Genomic DNA, 13,171 nt, shown 5'->3' on the forward strand with positions numbered 1-13,171 from the left:
AACTTTCCCTATGTCGGGTCCGTTGTTCGGAGTGAGACACCACCGACAGGAGGCAAGTCATGACAAGCCCCGCCACCACTCGTGTGCGCCCCAGTGATATGGACCTCGACGCCCAGAGCCCCGCCGCCGACCTGGTACGCGTGTACCTGAACGGGATCGGACGGACCGCGCTGCTCACCGCCGCCGACGAAGTAGAACTGGCCAAGCGCATCGAGGCGGGTCTCTACGCCCAGCACCTGCTGGAGACCGGCAAGCGTTTGTCGGCGACCCGCAAGCGTGATCTGGCGATCGTCGTCCGGGAGGGCCAAGCGGCACGGTCGCACCTGCTGGAAGCCAACCTGAGACTGGTCGTCTCGCTCGCCAAGCGGTACACGGGCCGCGGGATGCCACTACTGGACCTGATCCAGGAGGGCAATCTCGGCCTGATCCGCGCGATGGAGAAGTTCGACTACGCCAAGGGCTTCAAGTTCTCGACCTATGCCACCTGGTGGATCCGCCAGGCCATCACCCGCGGTATGGCCGATCAGAGCCGCACCATCCGGCTCCCGGTTCATCTCGTGGAGCAGGTCAACAAGCTCGCCCGGATCAAGCGTGAACTGCATCAGCAGCTCGGCCGGGAAGCCACCGACGCGGAACTGGCCGCCGAATCGGGTATCGCGGTGGAGAAGATCTCCGATCTTCTCGACCACAGCCGTGATCCGGTGAGCCTGGATATGCCGGTCGGCAACGACGAGGAAGCCCCGCTGGGCGATTTCATCGAGGATTCCGAGGCGACATCGGCCGAAAGCGCCGTGATCGCCGGCCTGCTGCACCACGATGTCCGCAGCGTGCTGAACACCCTCGACGAACGCGAACAGCAGGTCATCCGATTGCGGTTCGGTTTGGACGACGGGCAGCCGCGCACCCTCGATCAGATCGGCAAACTGTTCGGTCTGTCCCGTGAACGGGTTCGCCAGATCGAGCGCGAGGTCATGTCGAAACTCCGCAAGGGCGAACGAGCCGACCGGTTGCGCGCCTACGCCAGCTGAGCACCGAATACCCGCAGAAAAGCAACGATGACCGGCCGCCTCGGCCGGTCATCGGTCGTTTGGAGGGGATCGGCTCTCATCCGGCGGCGGGGAGGAGCCGGACCCGACGAGCTCGCCGCATTCGCGTCCGGCCTGATCGGTTCACCTCTCCACAGCGCCCGCCGAGATCTGCACCCGGATTTCGGTGACACGCCGTCCGGAGAGCCGCCAACAGCCCAAAACGGTCGCTTCGGTGTGTGCACCTCGGTGGCTCGGCGGATGGAGCCCGAGCACACCGTGGCCCCGCGACGACCCGGATCGAGCCCGGGCCGACCCGCCCGGCGGACGGCACCATGTCGGCCGTCGATATGAGCTCAGCCCAGGCGCCGGGGACCGGTGTCGAAACGGCTCGGCTGCGGGCCGATCCGGGCTCGGGCGTACAGGATCGCGGCCGATTCCGGGCTGGCCAATACCGGCTCGCAGGACAGTTCCCGCATTTCGGGGAGATCGTCGAACAGGGCCGATATACGCCGGGTCAGGTCGATCAGGGCGGCCTTGTCTACCCGGGGACTGGCCGGTGTGCCGTTCAGCAGCGGCGCGGCTCGGGGCGCGTCGATCAGGGCGGCGGCCTCCTCTGCCGACAGCGGCAGCGCACGATAGGCCCGGTCCCCCAGTAATTCGATGATCGGTCCCGACAGCCCGAACTCGATGACCGAGCCGAAAGCCGGATCGTCCTGGACCCGCAGCACGCAGCCGACACCTTTGGGCGCCATGCGCTGGATATGCAGCAGCGGATCACCGCACAACTCCACCAGGTCGTGGTAGGCCTGACGGACTGCTTCCGGCCGCCACAAGTCCAAACGGACCCAGCTCATATCGGGCCGCCGCCGCCAGCTCTCGTTCGTCGCCTTCGCAGCCACCGGATATCCGAGTTCCGCAGCCGCGGCCACCGCCGAATCGGCATCGCGGACCGCGCGAAAGTCGACAACGGAGATTCCGTAGCAGGCAAGCAGGGCGACGGTCTCGTCGTCGGCCAGCCGGCGGCCGCCACCCGAATCGCCCATCCATCCGGCCATCAGGGCGACCGCTCGTTCGCTGTCGATCCCGGCCGGCCGGCACTGCACGGCTTCGGGCCGGCCGGTGCCCTCGTACCCCGGCGTGACCGGGCGATCGCGCCAGCGGGCATAACGCTGTACCCGGGCCAATGCCCGCACCGCACGCGCCGGATCCGGGAACGACGGGATGGAGCCGCGGATCGCCGCCGCTCCGGGACCGCGCACCGCGAGCAGATCGGGAATGCCGTCCCCGCTGGCGAACGTGGTGAGCACCGGCTTATCACCGGATACGGTGGCCACCGCGGTCCGGATCGCTTCCGCATAACCGGTCTGCGGCAACGGGATCGGCGGCGCGAAAATAACGATCACCGCGTCGGTTGCGCTCGCGCGCAGGGCCGCGGTGACGGCGCTGAGGTAATCCTCGGGCGTTGCCTGCGGCCCGAGATCGACCGGTTCCGCGGCGCTCAGCCCCTCGCTGCGCGCGGCGTCCGCGGTGAGCCAGTTGAGGGCCGTACTGTTTCCCACGATGGCCGGGCGTGGACCGCGCGGTAGTGGCTGGTACCCCAGCAGCGCCGCACAGTCGAACATCTCCGAGATCGATTCCGCCTGAACGACACCCGACTGTGCGAACAGATCACGGACGACGGCGCGGTCCAGTTCCCCGCCCGAATCCCCGCGCGCCGCCAGCCGGCTCGGGCTCACGGCGACGATCGGCTTGTTCCGCGCGACCCGGCGCGCGATCCGGGAGAACTTTCGCGGGTTACCGAAACTCTCCAGGTACAGCAGGATCACATCGGTATCGGCATCGGTATCCCAGTACTGCAGGAGGTCGTTACCGGAGACGTCGGCGCGATTACCGGCGGATACGAAGGTGGACAGGCCGAGGTTCCGGGTCGCCGCCTCGGCCAGGATCGCCACGCCCAAAGGGCCCGACTGGCAGAAGAACCCGATTCGCCCGCGGCCGGGTAACACCGTGGCCAAGGTTGCGTTGAGGCCGATCGCGGGATCTGTGTTGGCGATACCGAGAGCGCTGGGGCCGACCACCCGCATCCCGTGACCGCGGGCAGCCGCGACCAGTTCCGCTTCGGGCCCGCGGCCCTGCTCCCCTGTTTCACTGAATCCGGCCGACAACACCAGCAGACCTTTGACGCCCTTGGCCATACAGTCGTCGAGCACCGAACCGATCTCGGCGGCCGGTACCGCCACCACCGCCAGATCCACCTCGTCGGGGATATCCCGCACCGTGGCATAGGCGTGCACCCCGCGGACCGAACGGCGGCCGGGATTCACCGGGTACACGGCACCGTGGTACGAACCGTCGAGCAGATTCGCCAGGACCACCCCACCGACCCGCCCCGTACTGGGCGTGGCACCGATAACCGCCACCGAACGCGGCGCGAGCAGATTGCCGACGCTGCGCGCCTCCGAGGCCCGTTCGCGCGCATCCCGGACCGAACGCAGCGCCTCTGTGGGATCGATGGCGAATTCGAGGTGCAGCACCGACCCGTCACGGCTGCGTTCCACCTGGTAACCGGCCTCCCGGAACACGGTGACCATCACCGTGTTCTCCGCCAGCACCTCCGCGACGAAGGTTTCGATCCCGTTCTCCGCCGCCGCCCCCGCCAGATGCTCCAGCAGAATCGAACCGAGGCCGCGGCCCTGGTGACCGTCCGCCACGACGAAGGCCACTTCCGCGGCACGCTTACCCGAGCGGTCGAGCAGTTCGTACCGGCCCACGGCGATGATCGAATCCCCGAGCACGACGACCAGACCGACCCGATCGCGATAGTCCACGTGGGTGGTGCGGTACAGATCCTTCGGGGAGATCCGGGGGTAGGGCCCGAAGTAGCGCAGATAGCGGGTGCGATCGGAGAGTGCGGTGTGGAACCGCTGCAGTTCGTCGGCATCCGCGGGGGTGATCGGGCGCAACCGCACCACACCGCCGTCGGAGGCCAGGACATCGGCGTACCAGTGCTGCGGCGCGGGGGCCGGGTCGTCGGGAACGGTTTCGGCCGGTTCAGTCACGCGGGTCCTCCGGATCCAGGCCGAGCGGGCCGAAGCACGCGCGGCGGGTGGCGAGGACAGCGGTATCGACCGCACGCTGCGCGCGATCGATCCGGGCGTCCCCGGTTTCCGCGGTCCCCCCTGGACCGTCCCAACGCTGGAACGCGATATCCACACCGTCGCCCATCGTGCGGGGCGGCGATATCCGCGGCCTTTCGGTGTGCACGAGATCGATCCAATCCTGCGGTATCGCGGTCGCCGGGTCCACCGGGCGGTCCAGTGCGAGGGCCAGGAGCTGGGTCCACGCCCGCGGCACCACCCGGACCAAGCCGTACCCGCCGCCGCCGACCGCCAGCCAGCGGCCTTCGGCGTACCGGTCGGCCAGATCCCGCATGGCGGCGAAGGCGGCCACCTGGCCCTCGATACCGAGTTCGAGATCGGCCAGCGGATCCTCCCGGTGGGTGTCGACTCCGCACTGACTGATGATCAGCTGCGGCCGGAACGCCGCTATCGCACCGGGCACGACCGCATGGAAGGCGCGCAACCATTGCGGGTCGCGGGTACCCGGTAGCAACGGCAGGTTGATCGCGGTGCCGTCACCGGCCCCGCTGCCCGTTTCCTCCGGCCATCCCGTATTCGGCCACAGCGTCGCGGGGTGCTGGTGGATCGAGAGGGTGAGTACGCGCGGATCCTTGTAGAACGCGTGCTGGACGCCGTCGCCGTGGTGGACGTCCACGTCGAGGTAGGCGATCCGGTCGAAACCGTGGTCGAGCAGCCAGGAGATGGTCACCGCAACGTCGTTGTAGACGCAGAAGCCGGCAGCCCGCCCCGGCATGGCATGGTGCATCCCGCCGCCGATGCTCACCGCACGCCGGGTGGTTCCTGCCGCGATCGCCCGGGCGGCGGCCAGCGTGCCGCCCACGATCACCGACGAGGCCTCGTGCATCCGGGGGAAGACCGGGTTGTCGGCGGAGCCGAGGCCGTAGGGCGGGTCCGCCGGTTCCTCGCCGGGTACCGCCGCGGGTACGGCCCGGCGTACCGCCTCGATGTAGTCCCCGGTGTGTACGCGGAGCAGTTCGCCGGTACCGGCCGCGCCCGGCTCCAGCGTTTCGATACCGTCCAGCACGCCGAGCGCACGCGCCAGCGCCATGGTGTACCGCAGCCGGGCCGGTTTCATCGGGTGTTCGGGCGTCCACGAGTACTCGAGAAACCTGTCGGTCCACACGACGGTCGCCGCATGCGGGTCGCCGCATTCTGCTTGCGGTGCTGAAGTGGCCATGATCGCAACCGTATCGGGAAGGGCGGAACCCCATCCGACGTTGTCATGCAGTAGAAATACATGTATGTGCGACAGCGGCGCCGAACCGCGCGCCGCCGGTATTCCCATCGCGTCACGCGACCCGCTCCGTCCGACCGGGGTCGCTGGTGCGCAGGTAGAATTCGTGCCGACGAAGGGGCAACAGTGAAGGATCTGGTCGACACCACGGAGATGTATCTCCGTACCATCTACGACCTCGAGGAGGAGGGCGTAGTACCCCTGCGCGCCCGGATCGCGGAGCGCCTCGAGCAGAGCGGGCCGACGGTGAGCCAGACGGTGGCACGGATGGAACGCGATGGGCTGCTCCTGGTCGCGGGTGACCGGCATCTCGAGCTGACCGACAAAGGGCGCAGTATGGCGGTCGCCGTGATGCGCAAACACCGTCTGGCCGAACGTCTGCTCGTCGATATCATCGGCCTGGACTGGCAGAACGTGCACGCAGAGGCCTGCCGCTGGGAACATGTGATGAGCGAGGACGTCGAGCGGCGGCTGGTCGAGGTGCTCAACCACCCCACCACCTCGCCGTACGGCAACCCCATCCCCGGCCTGGACGAACTCGGTATCAACGCCGCCGATCTCCTCGAGGAACCACTGAAGCGGCTCTCCGAGCTGCCGCAGGGCCGTACCCATGCCGTGGTGGTGCGGCGGCTGGCCGAACATATCCAGACCGATCCGGAAGTGATCGGCCGATTGCGGGAGGCCGGTGTCGTACCCGATGCCCGCGTCACGGTCGAGAGCAAACCTGGGGCCGTGGTGATCACCGTTCCGGGGCACGGGGGTTTCGAACTTCCCGACGAAATGGCCCACGCCGTCCAGGTGAAGCTGGTCTGATCCATGAAACTTCTGGTCACCGGCGGTGCCGGTTATGTGGGTGGGGTATGCGCGCTCGTTCTGCGCGAGCACGGACACGACGTGGTCGTGGTGGACGATCTGTCGACCGGTAATGCGGACGGGGTGCCGGCGGGTGTCGAATTCGTCGAAGGTGATGTGGCGCAGGTCGCGCCGGATCTGCTGCGCACCCGGGGCTTCGACGGTGTTCTGCATTTCGCGGCGCAGTCGCTGGTCGGTGAATCGGTGCAGCAGCCGGAAAAATACTGGCACGGCAATGTGGTGAAAACCCTTACGTTGCTCGAGGCCATCCGGGAGACCGGAACTCCGCGGCTGGTGTTCTCCTCGACCGCGGCGGTGTACGGCGAACCCGAGCAGGTTCCGATCACCGAGGATGCCCCTGCCCGGCCCACCAATCCCTACGGTGCGTCCAAACTGGCCATCGATCATGCGATCACGTCGTATTCGGTGGCGCACGGCTTGGCCGCCACCAGTCTGCGCTATTTCAACGTGGCCGGCGCCTACGGCGGCCTCGGCGAGAACCGGGTGGTGGAAACCCATCTGATCCCGCTGGTGTTGCAGGTCGCGGCGGGCCATCGGGATTCCATCTCGGTGTTCGGTACCGATTGGCCCACGCCCGACGGGACCGCGGTGCGCGATTACATCCACATCCTGGATCTGGCGCAGGCGCATCTGCTGGCCCTGGAAACCGCTACCGCGGGCAGCCACCGGGTGTTCAATCTCGGCAGCGGCACCGGGTTCTCGGTGCGCGAGGTGATTGCCGCGTGCCGGCGGGTCACCGGCCGTCCGATCACCGCGGTGGATGCGCCCCGTCGCGCGGGTGATCCGGCGGTTCTCATCGCCTCCAGCCGGCGGGCGGTCGACGAGCTCGGCTGGCGGCCCGAGCACAACGATCTCGACGAGATCGTCTCCGCCGCGTGGGCCTATCTGCAGAGCCTCGGCTCCCGCGCACACAGCGCCCGCTGATCCCGGTACACCGTTCACCACTGCGTGGCATCCATATCCACACCGAGGGTGACGGCACAGTCCTTGCCGCACCGCGCCAGGTCGCGGAGGCGCTCCGGGCGCATCCCGGCCTCCAGCGCGGTGTGCAGCAGGGTGGCCATGGAATGGTGCGGGTCCGCGTCGAGGGCAGCGTCCAGGGCGATCCCGGCGAACGGACCGTCGCCGCGGACGTAGGCAAAATAGCCCAGCAGCATGGCTGTTTCGGCACGGTCGGCGCCGCCGAGCGCCCGCGCCAGCCGGGACCACACCTGCTCGGCCGCCTCGGCGTGCACGGTTGCGGCAAGCGCGAACATGCAATCGCGCAGTTCCCTGTCGCGTAATGCCACCGCGATATCGGCGAGTTCGCGGGCGGCGAGATCGGCGCCGGATTCGGTGTTCGAAATCAACCAGAGCACGGTGACGAGTTCGCCGCGCAGGAATCCGATCGGGTCCCCACGGTGAGCGGCCGCGGCGTACCGATCCTTGGCCCGGGCCTGCGCGGCGCCCAGCTCGGCCGAAACCTGGGCGCGTGCTGCGGGATCCGGCGCGACCAGTGCGGTGAGTTCGTCTCGGCATCGCCGGATCGGCCGCCCGTCCAGGACTCGATTCAGCGTGACCCGGGAGGCCACCGGATCGGCGATCAAACCGCGTCTGCCCGGATCGGTGAGACTCCACCAGGGCCGGCCGCCACCGATCGAGTGGGCCGCCCATACCGCCCGCACCGGGACTGCGGCGGCCGCCATCCGGCGCTGCAATGCGGTGAGGACCGGGATCGGTTGCGGGAGCGAGCCTTCCGGATACGGCAATTCCTCGTCGACGAGGACGACGAGCACGCCCACCACACCAGGCCGGCCGCATACCCGCGATGCCGCCGCGGCGACGGTGCCTTCATCGGCCGTCTGCCCGGTACCGGGCTGCCGGAGATCGAACCGGACGACGAGATCGATGACTGCGCTGTCGGGGGCATCGGGTGCGGCACACAGTACAGCCAGCACGAGCGAACGTTCGGGCCGGAAACCGAGCATGGCGGGAATCGCCGCGATGAGATCGCCCGGATCGTCGAGCCGGGCCGGAGCGGGCCGGGTCAGCCGGTCGTATTCGCCCGTTGTTCCCTCGGCGCAGCGGAGCAGTGAGGAGCCGGCCGGTTGACCGCCGGCCCGGACGGGTGGCGGCCCGGGCGCGGCAGCTGTCGGCGCGACTGCCCGGGCGGCCAGTGCCCGGGCGGTCGGGCAACGGCCATCGGTGCCGGTTCCGGTGGCTGCCCGGTCCGCGGGGGCCGGCCCCGGATGATCGGGGGCGTCGAGTCGGGCGGCGGGAGATTGTGAGACGGAGGTCGCTGCGGGTGTCATGAGCCGATCATGCGGCGGGTGTTCTCCCAGTTCGCCGCCGTGAGCTGGGACGATGCCGGAAACAGACAAGTCTGTGGATAACTTCTGGTTGTGCACGGATTCGCTCGTCCGGGGACCGGGTATGCGGCTGGGACAACCATCGAGGCCGAAAGCAGTACGTCCGCGCGAGGGCTGTGCCACACTCCCTTCGTTCATCGGCCGCACACCACCCCCGGTCCGGCATCGAGGCCGCTCGGGGCCGGGAATTCACCGGAGGTGGTCGCTGTTGTCACCGCAGAGAGCCGATGCACGGCCCCGCGTGGCCGTTCATCGTCATGGGGGACAATACAGTGTGATTCGCGGCTCGCGGCGCGGCAGCGGACACAGCAGTTGCCCGACCGGCCCGCCGACGGATCGCGCAGGAAGGAGTACGCGATGGACTACGAGTCGCGAATGTACGAACTGGAGTTCCCCGCTCCGCAGCTGTCCTCCGACGACGGCTCGGGGCCGGTTCTGGTGCACGGCCTCGAGGGTTACTCCGACGCCGGCCACGCCGTCCGGCTTGCGACGACCCATCTGCGGGAAAGCCTGGAAAGCGAGCTGGTCGCGTCGTTCGATGTCGACGAACTGCTCGACTACCGGTCGCGACGCCCATTGATGACCTTCAAAACGGATCATTTCGCCGACTACGCCGAACCCGAACTGAATCTGTGGGCCGTGCGCGATACCGCGGGCACGCCGTTCCTGCTCCTCGCCGGGATGGAACCCGACCTGCGCTGGGAGAAGTTCACCACCGCGGTGCGGCTGCTGGCCGAACAGCTCGGGGTGAGCCGCAGTATCGGTCTCAGCGCCATTCCGATGGCGATTCCGCATACCCGTCCGCTGGGTGTGACGGCGCATTCCTCCAACCGCGATCTCATCCCGGACAATCAGCGCTGGCCCGGTGAACTGCAGGTTCCGGCCAGTGCCTCCACCCTGTTGGAGTACCGGATGGCCCAGCACGGCCACGAATCGCTGGGGTTCTCGGTACACGTTCCGCATTACCTGGCGCAGACGTCCTACCCCGAGGCCGCGCAGACCCTGCTCGAACACCTCGGCGAGAACTCCGGGCTGGAATTCCCGCTGGCTGCCCTCGGGGAGGCCGCGGCGCGGGTCCGCGAGCAGGTCAACGAACATATCGCCGGCAATGCCGAGGTGGAGACGGTCGTCCAGGCGCTGGAGCGTCAGTACGACACCTTCGTCACCGCTCAGGAACGCCAGTCCAGTTTGCTGGTCGGTGAGGGCGAGCTGCCCAGCGGGGAGGAGCTGGGTGCCGAGTTCGAACGCTTCCTCGCCGAACAGGGCGGCTACTCCGACGACGAGCAGAACTGAGCGAGCCGATCACCGGCACACGACCACCGTGCCGGTGCCCGGGACCGGGCACGACGTAGGGTGTCCCGGGTGGATCTGACCGAACTGCTGGAGATACCGGGAACCGACGCCGACGCACTGTACGAGTCGTTCGCGATATGGGCAGCCGATCAGGGCACACCGCTGTATCCGGCGCAGGACGAGGCGCTGATGGAACTGGCTTCCGGCGCCCATGTCATTCTCTCCACCCCGACCGGTTCGGGAAAATCACTCGTCGCGGTCGGCGCGCACCTGTTCGCCCTGGCGGGCGGGCGGCGTACGTATTACACCGCCCCCATCAAAGCGCTGGTGAGCGAGAAATTCTTCGCGCTGTGCGAGGTGTTCGGCGCCGAACGGGTCGGCATGGTGACCGGCGACGCGGCGGTCAACCCGACCGCTCCGATCATCTGCGCCACCGCCGAAATCTTGGCCAACCTCGCGCTGCGCGAAGGCGCGAACGCCGATATCGGCCAGGTGGTGATGGACGAATTCCATTTCTACGCCGACCCCGACCGGGGTTGGGCCTGGCAGGTGCCGCTGCTGGAGCTACCGCACGCACAGTTCCTGCTCATGTCCGCGACGCTCGGCGAGGTCGATTTCTTCGCGACCGACCTCGAGCGACGCACCGGCCGCAGTGCCGCGGTGGTGGCCGGGACCGAACGCCCGGTGCCGCTGAGCTTCTCCTACGCCCGGACACCGATCACCGAAACTCTCACCGAACTGGTGACCACCCACCAGGCACCGGTCTATGTCGTCCATTTCACCCAGGCCGCCGCGCTGGAACGGGCACAAGCGCTGACCAGTGCGAACTTCGCCAGCCGGGCCGAAAAGGATGCGATCGCCGAGGCACTCGGCGAGTTCCGGTTCTCCTCCGGCTTCGGCCGGACGCTGTCGCGGCTGATCCGGCACGGGATCGGTGTGCACCATGCGGGAATGCTGCCCAAGTACCGGCGCCTGGTCGAACGCCTCGCGCAGGACGGACTGCTGAAGGTCGTCTGCGGTACCGACACACTCGGTGTGGGCATCAACGTGCCCATCCGCACGGTGTTGCTGACCGGGCTCACCAAGTTCGACGGTGTCCGGACCCGGCGGCTCAAGGCCCGCGAATTCCATCAGATCTCCGGCCGGGCCGGGCGGGCGGGTTACGACACGATGGGCACCGTGGTGGTGCAGGCGCCCGAGCACGAGGTCGAGAACACCCGGCTGCTGGCGAAAGCCGGTAACGATCCGAAGAAGATGCGTAAGGTGCAGCGGCGCAAACCGCCCGAGGGTTTCGTATCGTGGAGCGAGGAAACCTTCGAGCGTCTGGTCGCCGCCGCACCCGAACCGATGGTGTCGCGGTTCGCGGTGACCAACGCGATGCTGCTGAACGTGATCGCGCGCCCGGGCAACTGTTTCGAGGCGATGCGCCATCTGCTGGAGGGCAATCACGAGCCGCGGCCGGCGCAGCGGCGGCATATTCTGCGGGCCGTGCGGTTGTATCGGGCACTGCGGGACGCCGGGGTGGTGCAGCAGCTGCCGGAACCCGACGAGCAGGGCCGTTATGCCCGCCTCACCGTGGATCTCCAGCGCGATTTCGCCTTGGATCAGCCGCTGTCGCCGTTCGCCCTGGCGGCGTTCGAACTACTCGACCGGGATTCGCCGAGTTATGCGCTGGATATGGTGTCGCTGGTCGAGGCCACGCTGGAGGATCCGCGCCAGCTGCTGATGGCCCAGCAGCACAAGGCCCGTGGCGAGGCGGTGGCCGAGATGAAGGCCGAGGGGATCGATTACGACGAGCGGATGGAACTGCTCGAGGAGATCACCTGGCCGAAACCGCTGGCGGAACTGATCGAGGCCGCCTACGAGACCTACCGGACCGGGCACCCGTGGCTCTCGGAGTTCGCACCGTCTCCGAAATCGGTGGTCCGCGATATGGTCGAACGGGCGATGACCTTCACCGAGCTGATCTCCTATTACGAGCTGGCCCGGTCGGAAGGTGTTGTCCTGCGGTATCTCGCCGACGCCTACCGGGCGCTGCGGCGCACCGTGCCGGAGGCGGCCCGGACCGAGGAATTGGACGATCTCACCGAATGGCTGGGTGAGCTGGTGCGCCAGGTGGATTCGAGCCTGCTCGACGAATGGGAGCAGCTGACGGGCGCGGGCGCCGAAACCGATGCCGGGCAGCTCGCGTTCGGTGCCGAAACCGTCCGTCCCATCACGGCCAACGAACGCGCCTTCAAGGTGATGGTGCGCAACGCGATGTTCCGCCGGGTCGAACTGGCGGCCCGCCGCCGCTGGGCCGAGCTGGCGGATCTGTCCCCGGGCCCGGACTGGGCGGCCGATCTCGAACCCTATTTCGCCGAATACGACGGTATCGGCACCGGCCCGGACGCCCGCGGTCCGCAGCTTTTCCGGATCGAGACACGCCCCGGGTTCTGGCAGGTCCGGCAGATCATCGACGACCCGGCCGGCGATCACGGCTGGGCGATTGTCGCCGCCGTGGACCTGGCCGAATCCGATGCCGCGGGCGATGTGGTGTTCGACGAGGTCACGGTGGTATCCGGGTGACCGCCGAGAACGAATGAGCGAGGTCGAAGGGTTGTGACGGCGGAGTTCACCGGCCGGCATGTGCTGGCGGAGTTCGGCGGGGTCGACAGTGCGCTGTGCGACGATCTGGACCGGCTCACGGCAGCCCTGCACGCGGCGCTGACCACCGCAGGTGTCACCATCTGCGAAATGGTGAGCAAGCAGTTCGAACCGCACGGGGTCACCGTGCTGGCGCTGCTCGCCGAGTCCCACGCTTCGCTACATACATACCCGGAGACCGGTGACATCTTCGTCGATGTCTTCACCTGCGGTACCTCCGCCGACAGCGCCGAAGCCGTCGCCGAGCATCTGCGCGCCGCATTGTCACCGCGCCAGGTGCGGGTCTCCACGGTGCGGCGCGGCCGAGCACCTGTAGCCGACAGGGACGGGGCCGGAGTCCTCGGCGGATGACTCGCCGGTCGCTCCGTCTGTCCCGGCAATATGTACCTTCGCGCACGCCGGACCGGCGGCCGCAGCGATCGGTCTCGGTTCGGTCGTGGCCCGCAACAGTCGGACGGCAGGCTTGTCATACACGGGTGACGGCTCCGGCCCCGGTCCGATTCACCGAGGGGGCACGGTGGGCACGCGGCGAGCCGGGTCCTGCGCACCGTGAGCAGGCGGAGGCGTCGGCGAGCCCGTCCTGGGCGCTACCGGCCGAGCACTGTCGGG

Annotated in this window: 9 protein-coding genes; 6 read left to right on the top strand and 3 right to left on the bottom strand. The window is 68.2% G+C overall.

Features of this window, described 5'->3' with window-relative positions; all coding sequences use genetic code 11:
- Positions 1 to 59: 59 nt before the first annotated feature.
- Entirely contained in the window at positions 60 to 1,028 is a 969-nt protein-coding gene (locus tag ON22_RS16810; RefSeq protein WP_033241495.1) for a sigma-70 family RNA polymerase sigma factor, read from the top strand.
- Between the two features lie 353 nt (positions 1,029 to 1,381).
- Here the strand turns inward: ON22_RS16810 and ON22_RS16815 are convergent, their stop codons facing one another.
- Positions 1,382 to 4,087, bottom strand: a complete 2,706-nt coding sequence (locus tag ON22_RS16815) for a bifunctional acetate--CoA ligase family protein/GNAT family N-acetyltransferase (RefSeq protein ID WP_033241494.1) — start codon at positions 4,085 to 4,087, stop codon at positions 1,382 to 1,384.
- Positions 4,080 to 5,345 (bottom strand): acetoin utilization protein AcuC, encoded by a 1,266-nt coding sequence (locus tag ON22_RS16820; protein ID WP_033242245.1) that lies wholly within the window; start codon positions 5,343 to 5,345, stop codon positions 4,080 to 4,082. The genes ON22_RS16815 and ON22_RS16820 overlap by 8 nt, the downstream gene beginning before the upstream one ends.
- 183 nt (positions 5,346 to 5,528) lie before the next feature.
- Between ON22_RS16820 and ON22_RS16825 the strand changes: the two genes are divergently transcribed.
- Both ON22_RS16825 and galE read left to right on the top strand, forming a co-directional pair.
- The gene (locus ON22_RS16825; protein WP_033241493.1) at positions 5,529 to 6,215 is read left to right on the top strand and encodes an iron-dependent transcriptional repressor DtxR; all 687 of its coding nucleotides are present in this window, start codon (positions 5,529 to 5,531) and stop codon (positions 6,213 to 6,215) included.
- Between the two features lie 3 nt (positions 6,216 to 6,218).
- Positions 6,219 to 7,199, top strand: coding sequence for a UDP-glucose 4-epimerase GalE (galE, locus tag ON22_RS16830; RefSeq protein ID WP_033241492.1), 981 nt, complete (start codon positions 6,219 to 6,221; stop codon positions 7,197 to 7,199).
- A gap of 14 nt (positions 7,200 to 7,213) precedes the next feature.
- Here the strand turns inward: galE and ON22_RS16835 are convergent, their stop codons facing one another.
- Positions 7,214 to 8,566 (bottom strand): DUF4192 domain-containing protein, encoded by a 1,353-nt coding sequence (locus ON22_RS16835; protein WP_051157723.1) that lies wholly within the window; start codon positions 8,564 to 8,566, stop codon positions 7,214 to 7,216.
- Between the two features lie 414 nt (positions 8,567 to 8,980).
- Here ON22_RS16835 and ON22_RS16840 point away from each other — a divergent pair, with 414 nt between their 5' ends.
- From ON22_RS16840 to speD, 3 genes are all read left to right on the top strand, one after another.
- Positions 8,981 to 9,916: a PAC2 family protein gene (locus ON22_RS16840; RefSeq protein ID WP_033241491.1), complete on the top strand. Its 936-nt coding sequence runs from the start codon at positions 8,981 to 8,983 to the stop codon at positions 9,914 to 9,916.
- 93 nt (positions 9,917 to 10,009) lie between these two features.
- Positions 10,010 to 12,484 (top strand): DEAD/DEAH box helicase, encoded by a 2,475-nt coding sequence (locus ON22_RS16845; RefSeq protein ID WP_373280869.1) that lies wholly within the window; start codon positions 10,010 to 10,012, stop codon positions 12,482 to 12,484.
- A gap of 33 nt (positions 12,485 to 12,517) precedes the next feature.
- A complete protein-coding gene (gene speD, locus ON22_RS16850; protein ID WP_051157724.1) occupies positions 12,518 to 12,913 on the top strand; it encodes an adenosylmethionine decarboxylase in 396 nt (131 codons plus the stop codon).
- Positions 12,914 to 13,171: the final 258 nt, after the last annotated feature.

The sequence above is a fragment of the Nocardia carnea NBRC 14403 genome (assembly GCF_000308515.1).
In the GTDB taxonomy this organism is placed as follows: domain Bacteria; phylum Actinomycetota; class Actinomycetes; order Mycobacteriales; family Mycobacteriaceae; genus Nocardia; species Nocardia carnea.

What these genes read in the sequence shown, in the direction of transcription:
- ON22_RS16810 (WP_033241495.1), top strand. Translation starts at nt 60, where the DNA reads ATGACAAGCCCCGCCACCACTCGTGTGCGCCCCAGTGATATGGACCTC.
- ON22_RS16820 (WP_033242245.1), bottom strand. Translation starts at nt 5,345, where the DNA reads ATGGCCACTTCAGCACCGCAAGCAGAATGCGGCGACCCGCATGCGGCG.
- galE (WP_033241492.1), top strand. Translation starts at nt 6,219, where the DNA reads ATGAAACTTCTGGTCACCGGCGGTGCCGGTTATGTGGGTGGGGTATGC.
- ON22_RS16835 (WP_051157723.1), bottom strand. Translation starts at nt 8,566, where the DNA reads ATGACACCCGCAGCGACCTCCGTCTCACAATCTCCCGCCGCCCGACTC.
- ON22_RS16840 (WP_033241491.1), top strand. Translation starts at nt 8,981, where the DNA reads ATGGACTACGAGTCGCGAATGTACGAACTGGAGTTCCCCGCTCCGCAG.